This is a genomic window from Bacillus thuringiensis (assembly GCF_001455345.1).
Classification (GTDB): Bacteria; Bacillota; Bacilli; order Bacillales; family Bacillaceae_G; genus Bacillus_A; species Bacillus_A thuringiensis_N.
Window position 1 is genome coordinate 5,159,009 of sequence record NZ_CP013274.1, and the last position, 18,705, is coordinate 5,177,713.

Sequence of the window (18,705 nt, forward strand, 5' to 3'; positions counted from 1 at the left end):
TAAACATGATACAATCGGATAAGATATATATTCGAGGAAGGACAGTGGTTTTCATGATTATTCGTAATGAACAAGACTTAGAAGGCTTACGAAAAATCGGCCGCATCGTTGCGCTTGCACGTGAAGAAATGAAAAAAGAAGCGAAGCCAGGCATGACAACGAAAGAGCTTGATTTGATCGGTAAAAAAGTATTAGATGAGCACGGTGCTATTTCTGCACCTGAAAAAGAATATGATTTCCCTGGTGTAACTTGCATCAGTGTAAACGAAGAAGTTGCTCACGGTATTCCAGGAGATCGCGTATTAAAAGAAGGCGACTTAGTAAATGTCGACGTATCTGCTGCACTTGATGGCTATTATGCAGATACAGGTATTTCATTTGTACTTGGAGAAGATGAAGCAAAAGAAAAGCTTTGCCAAGCAGCTGTTGATGCATTTTGGGCAGCAATGAAAAAGGTGAAAGCTGGTTCAAAGCAAAATCAAATTGGTCGTGCTGTTTCAAACTTCGCACATAAAAATGGATACAATGTGATTCAAAACTTAACTGGTCATGGTATCGGTCTTAGTTTACATGAAGCACCAAACCACATTTTAAGCTATTTTGACCCAATGGATAATGCGCTTTTAAAAGATGGTTTAGTTATCGCTGTAGAGCCATTCATTTCTATGAAAGCTGATCATATTATTGAGCGCGGTGACGATGGTTGGACATTCGTTACACCTGATAAAAGCCTTGTTGCACAATGTGAACATACAGTTGTCGTAACACGCGGTGAACCGATAATTTTAACAGAAATATAAAAAAGGAACCGCTTCCTAGTAAGAAGCGGTTCTTTTTACATACTCTTTTGAAAAGAAGCAATACGGTTGAACTCTTTTTCATTTACATATATAATTTTTAACGAAGGTTATTGATGATTATCTCTTATAAAAGATAATCAAGGGAGTACCTTCTTTTTTTATTTAACAGCATCGATTAAAGTAATGCGTTCTATTTATCATAAAACGCTATCTTCGCTTTAATCTACGAATTGTATACTCTTTTAGGCAGTACATATTTTCTTCATCCTGACCAAATTCAAGCTACATTTTATTACTACCTCAATACGAAAGAATTTTTACAATGGGATACACTATTTTGGTTAGCATGTATCGTAAAACTCACCTTTATAACGATTCTTTGCACATTGCAAGAATACAAATCATCATAAAATAGTTAAAGCGTTTCACTGCATATTTTTTGTATGTACCTATTTTATAAAGAATCACGAAACAAGTCACATTCTATAAAGGTCTGATATCATTCCTTATCAGTATTTTATTCGACATTTTTTGTCGAAAATTGTATATTCACTCTCTATATTATTAGAATATGCATTTATTTTACGTTACAAATCATCGAATATGAACACTTTTCCTAGAGAGTATACGTAGTAAAGGAGGCATCACGTAAAGCACATTGATCCATGACAAATAATCCCTTCACAAAGCATTTTTATGCAATACAAGGATTCATAAAGGAGGCACAATGAAAAAACTTTTCAATATATGTTTAATTACATTCGTACTATTTTCGCAGCTTGCTAGTTTTCCATACAATCAAGTAAAAGCGGAAACATTAACGGGGAATTCATTATTTGACACTGTTGAAATGAAAGATGCAACGAATCATATTATTGACGAAGCATTAAATCCAAAAAACTTAATACAGTTAGGATCAACCATTCACCTAGAATATGCTTGGTCAATAAAAGATCAACAAACAGACACAACAGTGCTCCAAATACCTAACGCATTAAAAGTTAAAAGTGACCAACAAGGAAACTTGATGGCAGCTCAACAAATTATTGGTCAATATTTTGTTACAGCAAACGATAACAAAATGAAATTAGTATTTAACGACCAAGTAAAAGATTCTAAAGGTGCTAACGGAAAAATTAGTTTTGATACAGTATTCAATCCAGATTTAAAATCTGGTGCAAAATCTGTTCAACTCTCGTTCCCTTTAGGTGCAACAACTAAGTCTATTTCAGTTCCTGTTCAGGTAGATAATCCAGCTTCACCTACTACGGATAAGGATACTACTCAACAACCTGCAGAAGAACAAAAGAACGACGATGCTCAAAAACCCGCGGAAGAGCAAAAGAACAACGATGCTCAAAAACCTGCGGAAGAGCAAAAGAACGACGATGCCCAAAAACCTGCGGAAGAGCAAAAGAACGACGATGCTCAAAAACCTGCGGAAGAGCAAAAGAACGACGATGCCCAAAAACCTGCGGAAGAGCAAAAGAACGACGATGCTCAAAAACCTGCGGAAGAGCAAAAGAACGGCGATGCTCAGCAACCTACGGAGAATCCTGGTGATAACACAACAGAGCAGCCTGTTGATAATCCAGACCCATCACCTAAGCAAATTACAGAAAATATTTTAACAGGTGTCACACTAACGGATAAAGACGGTAAGCCATTTAATGATACGGATAATCGCCCAAGTCCAGATTCTATTACCCAAATTGATTTTACATGGGAAGTTTTAAAATCGCTGAACGTCAAAAAAGATGATTACTACACTTTCCAACTCCCAGAATACTTTATTGTCCACAATACCATTACAGAAGATTTAATAGATGGTGAAGGACATACGATTGGATCATTCGTTGTTACGCCTGATGGCAAAGTAACGATGACTTTTAACGAATATGTTGAAGATCATCCTAATATCGCTGGACATTTAAACATTCGTACGGAGTTTAATGAAGTAAAAATCACAGGGACTACAGAAAAACAAATCCCATTCCCTATTAAAGAAAAAGACGTTATTATTGAGCTTGATTTCAAACCTAAAGTAACAAAATCGATAGATAAAAAAGGTGTACCTGATAGACCAATTAATACGAATCAAATTAATTGGAAAGTAGAAATGAACAAGACAAAAGATAAACTTATAAATGCCGTCTTTCAAGATGACATTCCAAATGGGACAAATCTCAACGAAGATTCTATTAAGGTTTACTATTTAGAAGTAGATATTAACGGGAACACAACTCGTGGTGCAGAAGTTCCTAAAGAAGAATATGAACTGACTTCATCCTCTAATAAATTAAATATCGCTTTTAAAAAGGAAACGAATAAAGCATATGAAATTGAATATGCAACAAAGATTACAGATGAAAGTGTTACTAGCTTCAAAAACAATGCAAAGGTATCCAGTGATAATCAAGGCAGTGTATCTACAAATTCAACTGTAACTGTATCACGCGGTACACATCTAGAAAAAACTAGTAAGTACAACCCAAAAACGCAAACGATTGAATGGAAAATCACTTACAACGGTGACCAAAGAAAGATCAAAAAAGAGGCTGCTCTTTTAAAAGATATTCTAGATAAGGATCATAAAATTGATCAAAGTTCTATTGTTGTAAAAAATGCTTCTTATAATGATCAAGGGCAACTTGTTACTGGTAACGAGGCTACAAATTTCACAGTAAAAGAAACAACTGAGGGATTTGATTTACAATTTAATGAAGATATTGATAGCGCCTATGTAATTACTTACACATCAAAAGCTGCGCGTGATGTCATAACAGATGGAGAAATTAAAAATGAAATTATCGCAGATGGTGGCTCAAGTAAGACAAACAACGTTACACTACAGCAACAAAATATCATAAAGAAACATAATAAAAATGCAGGCGATACAGATTACAATGCGAAAACAACAAAATGGACAATTGTTGTAAATGATAACAAATATGTGTTAAACGATGCTGTTATCAAGGATACATTTGACTTTGGTGGTCTAACATTACAGGAAAATAGTTTCAAGATTACTGACGGATCAAATGTACTTAAATTAGGGGATGACTACACACTTCATGTAACCGATAAGGGATTCGAAGTAAAGTTAGCTGGTATTTACAAGTCTAATATGGATAAAACTTTAACTATCACATACACAACAGACTTTAATTACGAAACTCTATCTAAAGAGAATGAAAATAAAGCATTCAAAAATACAGCAAATTTATCATGGATAGACATAAATGGGGACGATAAAAATAGTTCCTCCAATGATAAATTCGATCCTGACGGCTATACAAAAGGAAATGGATTTAAATACGGTTCTTACAATGCCCAAACGAAAGAAATTAAATGGGACATTGGATTTAACTATAATAATAGAACGATTAAGGATCCTTCTATCGTTGATGTATTAAGAGATAACCAAAAATTAATACCGGAATCTATTGAAGTTCGACATATGCAATTAACTGGTGGTGCACATGGATTTGAAGTAGGCGATCCTGTTCCTCCTAGCGAATATACGATAGAAAATCCAACAAAAGATAACAACAATACATTAACGGTTCATTTTAAAAACGAAATTAATTCTGCATATTATATTAGCTTTAAAACTTCACTTGCAGGTGAACAAATTAATAAGCGCTACGATAATTATGCCGATTTAAAAGATGGATCGAAAACTGTTACTACTATCCATGGTGCATTTGAGATCAAAAACGGTGGTAGCGGTGTTACGAAAACAGCAAAACAAAATGACAAGTATATTGATTGGAGTGTTTCCATTAATCCGAGTCAATCAACTATTGAAAATGCTGTCGTAACAGATAACCCAACAGACAATCAAATTCTTGATGAAAAGTCCTTCCACCTATACCCAACAACAGTAGCCGTGGATGGCACTTTAACAAAAGATACCGCAAATGAATTAAAAGAAGGAACAGATTATAAACTCAAAGTAACAACAGACAACGATACAGGAAAACAACAGTTTAAAGTTGAATTTCTTCATACCATTAATCGAGCTTATATTTTAGAATATCGCTCACTCATTAATGCAGACAATAATGAGACAGTGAGCAATAAAGTGAAGATTACTGGTAATCGTTTAACATTAACCCAGGTTGAAACAACAGAAGAAAAGGTAGTTAAAGTATCTTCTGGATCTGGGGGTGGTTCTGCTAATAAAGGACGCGGAAGTCTTCAAATTATAAAGGTTGATGACAAAGATAGAAAAGCACCATTAGCCGGAGCAGAATTTACTTTATATGATCAGACAGGCACAACCGCTATTCGTTCAATTACAACAGGTGATGACGGCGTCGCCAAGTTTAACAACTTACGACGTGATAAATATTTAATTAAAGAAACGAAAGCACCTCAAGGTTATGTAATTAGTAAAGAATTAAAAGAAGGTATACTTGTCGAGCTAGGTTCTGAAGAAATTACAAAATATACCCTTACAAATAAGAAGTTTGTAGGGAAAGTAGTACTTACAAAGACTGATGCTACGAGTAGAGAAACACTTGAACATGCTGTTTTCTCTTTACTTGATCAAAACAAACAGGTTATTCCTGAACATAAAGAATTAACAACAAATGATAAAGGACAAATTACTGTAGATAATTTAAAACCAGGAACTTACTACTTACAAGAAACAACTGCTCCTGAGCATTATAAATTAGACAGTACACTTATTAGATTTACAATCAAAGAAGATCAAACGACTGTAGTAAACCGAACTGCAACCAATAGTTTGATTCCAGGATCGGCCATTTTAACAAAAGTCGATAAAGATGGAAAAACTTTAGCTGGTGCGGAGTTCAGTGTAAGAGACCGGAACAACATAAAAGTTACCGGTTATGAAAAATTAACGACAAATGATCAGGGACAAATTGAAGCAAAAGATTTACGCCCTGGAGACTATCAATTTGTCGAAGAAAAAGCACCGAAAGATTACGACATAGATAAAAAACCGATTGAGTTTACAATTGTAAAAAGTCAAAAGAAAGCAGTTACTGTTACTGCGACGAATCACCTCATTAAAGGTGGCGTCACTTTAACAAAAACTGATGATATCGATGGTACAGCTCTTGCAGGTGCTGTATTTAAAATTGTCGATGCTAATGATGAAAAGAAAGTCATTCGCGAAAATGTAAAAACTGGTGCGGATGGTAAAGTAACTATTAAAGACTTAGAGCCTGGTACGTATAAATTTATTGAAACAGAAGCTCCTAAGGATTATGTGTTAAATGCAAATCCTATCGAGTTTACAATCGATAAAAGCCAACAGTCTTTTGCTACTGTTACAGCAACAAATAGTTTAAAAACAGGAGAAGTCGAATTATTCAAAGTGGATGAATTCGGTGATAAAAACCCTCTAAAAGGTGCCGTATTTAAAATTGTCGATGTAAATAATAATGACGTTCGTACTGACTTAACTACAGATGCTGATGGAAAAACAAAAGCTGATAAGCTACGTCCTGGTACGTATAAATTTATTGAAACAGCTGCTCCTGAACATTACGTTTTACAAGCAGAACCTATTGAATTTACAATCGATAGAAGTCAGAAAGAAACTCTACTTGTGAAAGCTGAAAATGCTTTAAAACCAGGAGATGTTGAATTAACGAAAGTCGATGATATCGATGGTACAGCTCTTGAAGGTGCTGTATTTAAAATTGTTGATGCTAATGATGAAAAGAAAGTCATTCGCGAAAATATAAAAACTGGTGCGGATGGTAAAGCTATCGCTACTGGCTTACGCCCTGGCGATTATAAATTTATCGAAGTAACAGCACCGAAGTATTACGATAAAAATACAAATCCAATTAAATTTACGATTACAGAAAGTCAAATGACGTCGGCTACTGTTACTGCTAAAAACAGCTTAACAAAAGGCGGTATTGAATTAACAAAAGTGAATGCTGCAGATGAAAAGGAAAAACTTGAAGGGGCAGTATTTAAAATCGTTAATAGAGATACGAATGAAGATGCTCGTACGAACCTTGTTACGAATAGTGAAGGAAAGTTAGTTGTAGATGACTTACGTCCTGGTAACTATACACTTATCGAAACAAAAGCTCCAACTTATTACGATGTAAATGTAGAACCAATTGAATTTACAATCGAAAAAGGACAACAAAAACTTCTTCCACTTACATTTAAAAATAGTTTAACGAAAGGAAAAGTTAAACTTATTAAAGAAGATGATGTGGAAAGTAGTATCGCTCTTGCCGGCGCAGTGTTCACATTACAAGACGCAACTGGCAAAGAAATCGCAAAAGATTTAAAAACAGATGATTACGGAGTAATAGTTATTCCTGATTTAGCACCAGGAGATTATCAATTTATTGAAACATCAGCTCCTGAACATTATAAATTAGATCAAACACCTATTAAGTTCACAATTAAAAAAGGTAGCAAAGATGATCTTCCAGTCCCTGTCACTGTAACAAATAGTTTACTTACAGGTGGCGTTACTTTAACAAAAATTGATGACGTTGATGGCGTTACTCTTGAAGGCGCAGAATTTATAATTGTTGATGCTCATGACACTAAAAAGGTAGTTCGTAAAGGGTTAACTACCGATGAGCACGGTAAAGTTACCGCTTCTGATTTACGCCCTGGAGACTATCAGTTTGTTGAAGTAAAAGCTCCAAAAGACTATACGTTAAGCAACGATCCTATTCCGTTCACTATCGGAAAAAGTCAAAAAGAAAACATTACTGTTACTGCTACTAACAGCTTAAAAAAAGGTGCAGTCACATTAACGAAAATTGATGACATCGATCGTACAATGCTGAAAGGTGCAATCTTTAAAATTGTTGATATGGATGGAATTGAAGTTCGCACAAACCTTGTTACAGACGACAATGGTGACATTTTGGTTTCTGATTTACGTCCAGGAAACTATCAATTTATTGAAACAATGGCTCCTGAACATTATGTATTAGACGAAACACCGATTCCATTTACAATTGAAAGAAGTCAAACGAAAAAAATTACTGTTACAGGTAAAAACACGTTAAAAAAAGGTAGCGTTGAATTAACAAAGATTGATGATATCGATACAAACACTAAACTTGCTAATGCTGTATTTAATTTATTAGATAAAGACGGAGAGCTAGTTGAAGAGGGCTTAAAAACAAATGACGAAGGTAAAATTGTTGTTGAAAACTTACGCCCTGGTACGTATCAATTCGTTGAGACAATTGCTCCTGAACATTACGATTTAAATAAAAAACCTATCGTATTTACAATTCAAAAGAGCCAAACTGAAACTCTTCATGTCACTGCTACTAATGCTTTAACAAAGGGTGCAGTAGAACTTTCTAAAGTTGATGACATCGATGACACAAAACTTGAAGGCGCAGTATTTAACATTGTTGATATGAAGGGTACTGTAATTCATAAAGATCTTGTTACAAATAGTAAAGGGAAAATCGAAATCGATGACCTACGTCCGGGTGATTATCAATTCATCGAAACGAAAGCTCCTAAGCATTACGTTTTAGATGAAACACCAATCCATTTCACTATTGAAAAAGGACAGAAGAAAGCTATTTCTTTAACTGCTAAAAATAGCTTACAACAAGGTAGTATTGAATTACTTAAAGTAGATGATCTAAACGATCAAATGAAACTTTCTGATGCAGTATTTAATTTACTAGATCAAAATGGAAAAGTGCTTAAAACAGATTTAAAAACAAATAATGAAGGAAAAATCGTTGTTGAAAATTTACGTCCTGGTACGTATCAACTTGTCGAAACAACGGCTCCGAAACATTATGATTTAGACAAAAAACCAATTGTAGTTACAGTTGAAAAAAGCCAAAAAGATATTGCTACCGTTACTATGAAAAATAGTTTAACAAAAGGCGGCGTTGAACTTTCTAAAGTGGATGACGTCGACGGTACCACTCTTGAAGGCGCAGTATTTAACATTGTTGATATGAAGGGTACTGTAATTCGCGAAAATCTTACAACAAATTCACAAGGTAAAATTAACGTTTCTGACTTACGTCCAGATGATTATCAATTCATCGAGATGAATGCTCCGAAACACTACGATTTAAATAAAGAACCGATTCCTTTCACTATTGAAAAAGGACAAGCTGAACCGATTTCTGTTACTGCTAAAAATAGTTTAACAAAAGGTGCGGTTGAACTTTCTAAAATGGATGATATCGACGGTACAGCTCTTGAAGGTGCTGTATTTAAAATTATTGACATGAACGGCAATGACGTTCGCACTGGCATTACGACAGATGCGAAAGGGAAAGTTTCTATTCTTGATTTACATCCTGGAGACTATCAATTTATTGAAACAACAGCTCCTAAGCACTATAAACTAGATGCTACACCAATTAAATTTACAATTGAGAAAAGCCAAGCAGAGAAGTTACAAGTCACTGCTAAGAACAGCTTAATTGAAGGTGCTGTAGAGTTAATTAAAGTGGATGATATAAATCCAGATACAAAACTTTCTGATGCAGTATTTAACATCATTGATGCGAAAGGGAAAGTTGTTCGCACGAATTTAACTACTGATAAAGACGGGAAAGTTTCTGCTTCTAATTTACGACCAGGAGATTATCAATTCGTTGAAACGAAAGCTCCGAAAGATTATGATTTAAATAAAACACCGATTCCTTTCACTATCGAGAAAAGCCAAACAGCTCACGTTTCTGTTACTGCTAAAAATGGCTTAACTAAGGGTGGCGTTGAATTAACGAAAGTTGATTCTTTAGATGCGAAAGAAACACTGGAAGGTGCGGTATTTAAAATTACTGATCTGAACGGAAACGACATTCGTTCGAATTTAGTTACCAATAAAGACGGAAAAATCATCGCTAAAGACTTACAACCTGGAGACTATCAATTTATTGAAACAAAAGCTCCAAAACATTATGACTTAAATGAAAATCCTATTAAGTTCACAATTGAAAGAAGTCAAACAAAACACGTCTTCGTTACAGCTACTAACAGCTTAACGAAAGGTAGTGTGGAGTTAATTAAAGTTGATGATGTTGAAGAAAACACAACACTTGAAGGTGCAGTATTTAAAATTGTTAATAAGGATGGACACGATGTTCGTACCGATTTAACTACTGATAAAAATGGCCGTTTAGTTGTGGATGAATTACCGCCAGGAGACTATGAGTTTATCGAAACAAAAGCTCCTAAGCACTATGACTTAAACGAAACACCTATTAAATTCACAGTTAAAAAAGGACAAGAAAAAATCGCTTCCGTTACTGCTACAAATAGCTTAATTACGGGCGCTGTTGAACTTTCTAAAGTCGATGACATCGACGGCTCTACTCTTGAAGGAGCTATCTTTAAAATCGTTGATACGAACGGAAACGACATTCGTTCTGATTTAACTACTAATAAAGATGGAAAAATTTCTGTTTCTGATTTACGTCCAGGAGATTATCAGTTTATTGAAACGAAAGCTCCTAAGCATTACGACTTAAATCCAAACCCTATCAAGTTTACTGTTGAAAAGAGCCAAACAGCTACAGCTTCTGTTACTGCTACGAATAGCTTAACTAAAGGCGCTGTTGAATTAACTAAAGTCGATGACATCGACGGCTCTACTCTTGAAGGAGCTATCTTTAAAATCGTTGATATGAACGGAAACGACATTCGTTCTGATTTAACTACTAATAAAGATGGAAAAATTTCTGTTTCTGATTTACGTCCGGGAGACTATCAGTTTATTGAAACGAAGGCTCCTACTGGATACGATTTAAGCGCTAAGCCAATTCCTTTCACAATTACGAAAGGACAATCTCAAGTTACTTCTGTTACAGCTTTAAATAGTTTAACAACAGGTTCAATGGAGTTAACTAAAGTTGATATTGAGCACCACGGAACACTTGAAGGTGCCATTTTCAATATTTTAGATCAAGATGGAAAAGTAGTACGAGAAGGTTTAAAAACAGACCGACATGGCAAATTAATCGTAAATGATTTGAAACCTGGTAATTATCAATTAGTGGAAACAAAGGCTCCTACTGGCTATCAATTAGATGCATCACCAATAAGCTTTATAATTGAAAAAGCTCAAGCTGCACCACTACAAATTACAGTCTCAAATAAAAAGATTGATTCTTCATCAGGTGGAGATGATAAACCAATCACTCCTCCGAATAAAGAAGAGGAAACAGGAAAAGAAACTTCCGAAGAACTAGAAAAAGGAAATCCTGAAACACATGGTAAAGAAACTTCCGAAGAGCTAGAAAAAGGAAATCCTGAAACACATACAAACAAACAGCCAGATGACCGAAATACGGGTAAAGAACTTCCAAATACAGGTCACAAAAAAGATCCTACCCAAACAGTAGGTATCGTACTTCTACTAGCTGGATTGTTAAGTATTTTAGCTACAAAACGAAAAAAATATTATTAATAGTTTTTCACCCCCAATCAAATGAACATTTGATTGGGGGTTTTTTTATGCAAAAAAAGAACGATACATAGAGTATCGTTCTTTTAACGGGGTGAGGCTGTCCAAAAGTACGGAAAACCTTTGAACAGCCTCGTATTTTCATATGGATGCCTTACATATATCACTGATGATAATTATGAAATGCGGAAACATATTTATCATCACATGATTCAAACACGAGAAAAGAAACCCTACAGTGGATTCTTTTCTCTACATAATCTAAAGTTTGGGTACACTAGATTCATGCAATGTAGGAGCTTTCCAAACAGAAAGCGAACCTTCATTTAAAATGATAGCATACATATCTCCGTCAAAAATATGCAAATATGCATATAGAGTTTTTTGTTTCTCAATGTCAGAATATTGAAAAATAATAAAAACAAGGGTAAAATGAAGTCGTTATCCGTCTTCTTTTGTCAGTCAGAGAGAATAGAAGAATAGGAGAGGAAAAAATGAAAAAATCTTTAAAACAAAAAATAGTAAGCTCTTTGCTTGCTGTATCACTCGCTGTTAGCTTAGCTCCGATTGGACAAGCCAAAGCTGATTCCACTTCAGAAATCACACAGACTTCATCTATCACAAAACAAGTTGATGCAAGCCGCGCTATCGAACATATCCGTTTCTTATCCGAAACAATTGGTCCTCGCCCTGGTGGAACAAAATCAGAAGAATGGGCTTCGCGCTACGTTGGTATGCAACTTAAATCAATGGGCTATGAAGTAGAATATCAACCATTTCAAGTGCCTGATCAATACGTTGGCTTTATTGAATCACCATTATCCACAAAGCGTAATTGGCAAGCTGGTGCTGCCCCTAACGCACTAATTTCTACAGAAGCTGTTACAGCTCCTCTTATCTTTGTTCAAGGTGGGACAAAATTAGAGGATATCCCAAATGAAGTAAATGGAAAAATTGTTCTATTCGAAAGAGGAACAACAGTTGCAGACTATAATAAACAAGTTGAAAATGCTGTTAGCAAAGGAGCAAAAGGTGTTCTTTTATACAGTTTAATTGGTGGACGTGGGAACTACGGACAAACTTTCAATCCCCGCCTAACGAAAAAGCAGTCTATCCCTGTCTTTGGTCTTGCTTATGCGCAAGGAAATGCATTTAAAGAAGAAATCGCTAAAAAAGGGACAACAATTCTTTCCCTAAAAGCAAGACATGAATCTAATTTAACATCTCTAAATGTTATTGCTAAAAAGAAACCAAAAAACAGTACAGGTAATGAAAAAGCTGTCGTTGTAAGTTCGCACTATGATAGTGTCGTTGGAGCACCTGGAGCAAACGATAATGCTTCTGGTACAGGATTAGTATTAGAGTTAGCTCGTGCTTTTCAAAATGTAGAAACTGATAAAGAAATTCGCTTTATTGCTTTTGGTTCTGAGGAAACTGGCTTACTTGGCTCCGATTATTATGTTAATAGTCTGTCCCAAAAAGAACGCGATCGAATTTTAGGTGTCTTTAACGCAGACATGGTTGCAACAAATTACGATAAAGCAAAGAATTTATATGCTATGACGCCTAACGGTTCTCCAAACCTTGTAACAGACGCAGCCTTGCAAGCAGGTAAACAGTTAAATAATGACCTCGTACTGCAAGGAAAATTCGGCTCTAGTGATCACGTACCATTTGCTGAAGTTGGTATTCCTGCTGCTCTATTTATTTGGATGGGTGTCGATAGCTGGAATCCATTAATCTATCATATCGAGAAGGTATATCACACACCTCAAGATAACGTATTTGAGAACATTTCACCTGAACGTATGAAAATGGCATTAGAGGTTATTGGTACAGGTGTCTATAATAGCCTTCAATCCACCGTAAAAACAGGAGAGAAAGCCGCTTAATACTATTTCAAGCCACCGATTAATCGGTGGCTATTTATTAAGAAAAAATAAATATGCATAAAAGCATATTCATTACATGGTATTATGGTGTATAATTAAAATCGTAATATATAAATAAAATATATAAATCACATAGCATTATGTAGAATAAAAAATTTAAATACTATTGATTACATCTAATGAGAAGATTTTTCAATTATAAAAAGGTGCTCTTGCAGTTGTGTTAACTTGAACTTCAGGAACTAATGCCTTCATTCCTAAAATAAACGTTGCATCAGCTACTCAAGAACAAAGCTTTACAATATGCTATTTCTAAATTAGCCATAAAAATGGCTATGCATTCATCCAAAACTTAATGAAACATAGCATTGACCTTAAATTACATGAGATACCACGCTCTAAGCTTATGGTCCAATGATAATGGGCTTCTTAAAAACGGTTTTGTTATCGTTTTAGAGCCACTGATTGAGTCCACCTTGAAATTGTTCCCTTTTTTCTATAAAAAAAACCCTTCAGGTTGCATTCTTCCCTTCACCTTATTGTGAAGTGTTTTTGAATACTTACCTAAAGGGAGCAATATCAATAGTAATTTTTTAATTTGTCAGCTACTCAGATTACAGTGTAATCAATAATCTAAAGCTTTTTTATTATTTAATTCGCTGACGAGCGAGTAGGATTCCACCTAAAAGGAACAATACCATACCTCCAAGAATTGAACTCATTCCTGCTGATGTTCCACCTGTGTTAGGAAGTAATGTTGGCTTATCATTTTCTGTAGTAGGTGGAACTTTTGAATCGCTATTGTTGCCTGTATTTGTGTTTGGATTTTTCGGATCTGTACTTGGATCTTTTGGATCTTTCGGATCTGTGCTTGGATCTTTCGGATCTACATTTGGCTCGTCCTTGATTTTTGTATTTGTGATGTCATAACCTTTTACTTTGGATTCATACCCAGCTACTGGTTGTTCCTTCACTTCATACTTGTACGCTACTCCATTTTCATCGTATGCTTGGAGCTTTTCAAACGTGTACTTCCAGTTTGTTTTTGCTGTTACTTCTTTTGTGTCTACTACTTTACCGTTTTGTAGTAAGTCTACTTTAATCGAACTTGGACGATCTGTTGCATTGTTATCGTTCCACGTTTTTGTTCCTTCTACTTTTGTTTCGCCTACTTTTGTATTCGTGATGTCATAACCGTTTACTTCGGATTTGTATCCGTCTACCGGTTGTTCCTTCACTTCATACTTGTACGCTACTCCGTTTGCATCATATGCTTGGAGCTTTTCAAACGTGTACTTCCAGTTTGTTTCTGCTGTTACTTCTTTTGTGTCTACTACTTTACCGTTTTGTAGTAAATCTACTTTAATTGAACTTGGACGATCTGTTGCATTGTTATCGTTCCACGTCTTCGTTCCTTCTACCTTTGTTTCGCCTACTTTTGTATTTGTGATGTCAGTACCATTTACTTCGGATTCATATCCTGCTACTGGTTGTTCCTTCACTTCATACTTGTACGCTACTCCGTTTGCATCATACGCTGCTAAATCTTTAAATTCATATTTCCATTCTGTTGCTTTGCTTACTTCTTGCGTCGCAATCACTGTACCATTTTGTAAAAGGTCTACTTTAATCATTTCCGGACGATCTGTTGCGTTATCATCGTTCCACGTTTTCGTTCCTTCTACTTTTGTTTCGCCTATTTTTGTATTCGTGATGTCAGTACCATTTACTTTTGATTCATATCCTGGTACTGCCTGTTCTTTCACTTCATACTTGTACGCTACTCCGTTTGTATCGTATGCTTGGAGTTTTTCAAACGTGTACTTCCAATTTGTTGCTTTACTTACTTCTTTCGTGTCAATTACTTTACCGTTTTGTAGTAAGTCTACTTTAATCGAGCTTGGACGATCTGTTGCATTGTTATCGTTCCATGTCTTTGTTCCTTCTACTTTCGTTTCGCCTACTTTTGTATTTGTGATGTCATAACCGTTTACTTTGGATTTATATCCTTCAACTGCTTGTTCTTTCACTTCATACTTGTATGCCTTTCCTTCTGCATCGTAAGCTTGGAGTTTTTCAAACGTGTACTTCCATTCTGTTGCCCCTGTTACTTCTTTTGTATCTACTACTTTACCGTTTTGTAAAAGATCTACTTTGATCATTTCCGGACGATCTGTTGCGTTATTATCGTTCCACGTTTTTGTTCCTTCTACTTTTGTTTCGCCTACTTTTGTATTTGTGATGTCAGTACCACTTACTTGGGATTCATATCCTGGTACTGTTTGCTCTTTCACTTCATACTTGTATGCCTTTCCTTCTGCATCATACGCTGCTAAATCTTTGAATTCGTATTTCCAGCCTGTTGCTTTGCTTACTTCTTGCATCGCAATCACTGTACCATTTTGTAAAAGGTCTACCTTAATCATTTCCGGACGATCTTTCGCGTTATCGTCTTTCCATGTTTTCTTTCCTTCTACTTTTGTTTTGCCTACTTTTGTATTTGTGATGTCAGTACCATTTACCTTTGATTCATATCCTGGTACTTGCTGTTCCTTCACTTCGTACTTGTATGCCTTACCTTCTGCATCGTAAGCTTGGAGCTTTTCAAACGTGTACTTCCAGTTTGTTTCTGCTGTTACTTCTTTTGTATCTACTACTTTACCGTTTTGTAGTAAGTCTACTTTAATCGAGCTTGGACGATCTGTTGCATTGTTATCGTTCCACGTTTTTGTTCCTTCTACTTTCGTTTCGCCTACTTTTGTATTCGTGATGTCATAACCTTTTACTTTGGATTCATATCCAGCTACTGGCTGTTCTTTCACTTCATACTTATATGCCTTACCTTTTGCATCGTAAGCTTGGAGCTTTTCAAACGTGTACTTCCAATTTGTTTCTGCTGTTACTTCTTTTGTATCTACTACTTTACCATCTTGTAAAAGGTCTACTTTGATCATTGTTGGACGATCTGTTGCTTGGTTATCGTTCCATGTCTTCGTTCCTTCTACTTTTGTTTCGCCTACTTTTGTATTTGTGATGTCATAACCGTGTACGTCAGATTCGTATCCCGTTACCGGCTGTTCCTTCACTTCATACTTGTACGCTACTCCATTTTCATCATATGCTTCTAAATCCGCGAATGCATATTTCCAGTTTGTTGCCGCTGTTACTTCTTTTGTATCTATTACTTTACCATTTTGTAAAAGGTCTACTTTAATCGAGCTTGGACGATCTGTTGCTTGGTTATCGTTCCACGTTTTTGTTCCTTCTACTGTCAATTTCGCTACTTTTGTATTCGTGATATCAGTACCACTTACTTTGGATTCATATCCTGCTACCGGTTGTTCCTTCACTTCATACTTGTACGCTACTCCATTTTCATCGTATGCTTGGAGCTTTTCAAACGTATACTTCCAGTTTGTTTCTACTGTTACTTCTTTTGTATCTACTACTTTACCATTTTGTAAAAGGTCTACTTTAATCATTTCCGGACGATCTGTTGCGTTATCGTCTTTCCATGTTTTCGTTCCTTCTACTTTTGTTTCGCCTACTTTTGTATTTGTGATGTCAGTACCATTTACTTTGGATTCATATCCTGCCACCGCTTGTTCCTTCACTTCATACTTATACGCTACTCCATTTTCATCATACGCTTCTAAATCTTTGAATTCGTATTTCCAGTCTGTTGCTTTGTTTACCTCTTGCGTCGCAATCACTGTACCATTTTGTAAAAGGTCTACTTTAATCATTTCCGGACGATCTTCCGCGTTATCGTCTTTCCATGTCTTTGTTCCTTCTACTTTTGTTTGACCTACTTTTGTATTTGTGATATCAGTACCACTTACTTTAGATTCATATCCTGCTACTGGCTGTTCTTTCACTTCATACTTGTATGCCACTCCGTTTGCATCATATGCTTGGAGCTTTTCAAACGTGTACTTCCAATTTGTTGCTTTACTTACTTCTTTCGTGTCAATTACTTTACCGTTTTGTAGTAAGTCTACTTTAATCGAGCTTGGACGATCTGTTGCATTGTTATCGTTCCATGTCTTTGTTCCTTCTACTTTCGTTTCGCCTACTTTTGTATTTGTGATGTCATAACCGTTCACTTTGGATTTATATCCTGCTATCGGTTGTTCCTTCACTTCATACTTATACGCTACTCCGTTTACATCATACGCTGCCAAATCTTTGAATTCATATTTCCAATCTGTTGCTTTGCTTACTTCTTGCGTCGCAATCACTGTACCATTTTGTAAAAGGTCTATTTTAATCATTTCCGGACGATCTGTTGCGTTATCATCTTTCCATGTCTTCGTTCCTTCTACTTTTGTTTGACCTACTTTTGTATTTATGATGTCAGTACCACTTACTTTGGATTCATATCCTGGTACTGCTTGTTCTTTCACTTCATACTCGTAAGGCTTTCCTTCCGCATCATACGCTGCTAAATCTGCGAATATATATTTCCAACCCATTACTGCTAGTACGTCGTGTGTTTGAATCACATTCCCGTTTTGTAGTAAGTCTACTTTGATCATCGTCGGACGGTCTGTTGCATTTCCGTCGTTCCATGTCTTCGTTCCTTCTACTTTTGTTTTGCCTACTTTTGTATTTGTGATGTCAGTACCACTTACTTTAGATTCATATCCTGGTACTGCTTGTTCTTTCACTTCATACTTGTATGCCACTCCGTTTGCATCGTATGCTCGGAGCTTTTCAAATGTGTACTTCCATTCTGTTGCCGCTGTTACTTCTTTTGTGTCTACTACTTTACCGTTTTGTAAAAGATCTACTTTGATCATTTCCGGACGATCTTTCGCGTTATCGTCGTTCCATGTTTTCGTTCCTTCTACTTTCGTTTCGCCTACTTTTGTATTTGTGATGTCAGTACCATTTACTTTGGATTCATATCCTGCCACCGCTTGTTCCTTCACTTCATACTTATACGCTACTCCATTTTCATCATACGCTTCTAAATCTTTGAATTCGTATTTCCAGTCTGTTGCTTTGTTTACCTCTTGCGTCGCAATCACTGTACCATTTTGTAAAAGGTCTACTTTAATCATTTCCGGACGATCTTCCGCGTTATCGTCTTTCCATGTCTTTGTTCCTTCTACTTTTGTTTGCCCTACTTTTGTATTTGTGATATCAGTACCACTTACTTTAGATTCATATCCTGCTACTGGCTGTTCCTTCACTTCATACTTGTATGCCACTCCGTTTGCATCGTATGCTTGGAGCTTTTCAAATGTGTACTTCCATTCTGTTGCTTTACTTACTTCTTTCGTGTCAATTACTCTATCGTTTTGTAGTAAGTCTACTTTGATTGTGCTTGGACGATCTGTTGCATTGTTATCGTTCCACGTTTTCGTTCCTTCTACCTTTGTTTCGCCTACTTTTGTATTTGTGATGTCATAACCTCTTACTTTGGATTCATATCCTGCTACCGGTTGTTCCTTCACTTCATACTTATAAGCTACTCCGTTTACATCATACGCTGCTAAATCTTTAAATTCATATTTCCAACCTGTTGCTTTGCTTACTTCTTGCGTCGCAATCACTGTACCATTTTGTAAAGGTCTACTTTAATCATTTC

Annotated in this window: 4 protein-coding genes; 3 read left to right on the forward strand and 1 reads right to left on the reverse strand. The window is 35.8% G+C overall.

The genetic code is table 11. From position 1 onward, the window contains the following. Positions 1-5: 5 nt before the first annotated feature. The 3 genes from map (at position 6) to ATN06_RS27145 (ending at position 13,109) form a co-directional block, all read left to right on the forward strand. On the forward strand, positions 6-800 hold the full coding sequence (map, locus tag ATN06_RS27135) for a type I methionyl aminopeptidase (RefSeq protein WP_097889515.1): 795 nt from the start codon (positions 6-8) through the stop codon (positions 798-800). 727 nt (positions 801-1,527) lie between these two features. Beyond that, positions 1,528-11,220, forward strand: coding sequence for a SpaA isopeptide-forming pilin-related protein (locus ATN06_RS27140; RefSeq protein ID WP_060632981.1), 9,693 nt, complete (start codon positions 1,528-1,530; stop codon positions 11,218-11,220). A 491-nt stretch (positions 11,221-11,711) separates the two neighbouring features. Further along, positions 11,712-13,109: a M28 family metallopeptidase gene (locus ATN06_RS27145; protein WP_060632982.1), complete on the forward strand. Its 1,398-nt coding sequence runs from the start codon at positions 11,712-11,714 to the stop codon at positions 13,107-13,109. A 647-nt stretch (positions 13,110-13,756) separates the two neighbouring features. Here the strand turns inward: ATN06_RS27145 and ATN06_RS29085 are convergent. Continuing rightward, positions 13,757-18,670 (reverse strand): Cna B-type domain-containing protein, encoded by a 4,914-nt coding sequence (locus ATN06_RS29085; RefSeq protein ID WP_234415818.1) that lies wholly within the window; start codon positions 18,668-18,670, stop codon positions 13,757-13,759. Positions 18,671-18,705: the final 35 nt, after the last annotated feature.

Excerpts from the sequence above, each read along its gene's own strand:
- ATN06_RS27140 (WP_060632981.1), top strand. The coding sequence starts at position 1,528 with ATGAAAAAACTTTTCAATATATGTTTAATTACATTCGTACTATTTTCG.
- ATN06_RS27145 (WP_060632982.1), top strand. The coding sequence starts at position 11,712 with ATGAAAAAATCTTTAAAACAAAAAATAGTAAGCTCTTTGCTTGCTGTA.
- map (WP_097889515.1), top strand. The coding sequence starts at position 6 with ATGATACAATCGGATAAGATATATATTCGAGGAAGGACAGTGGTTTTC.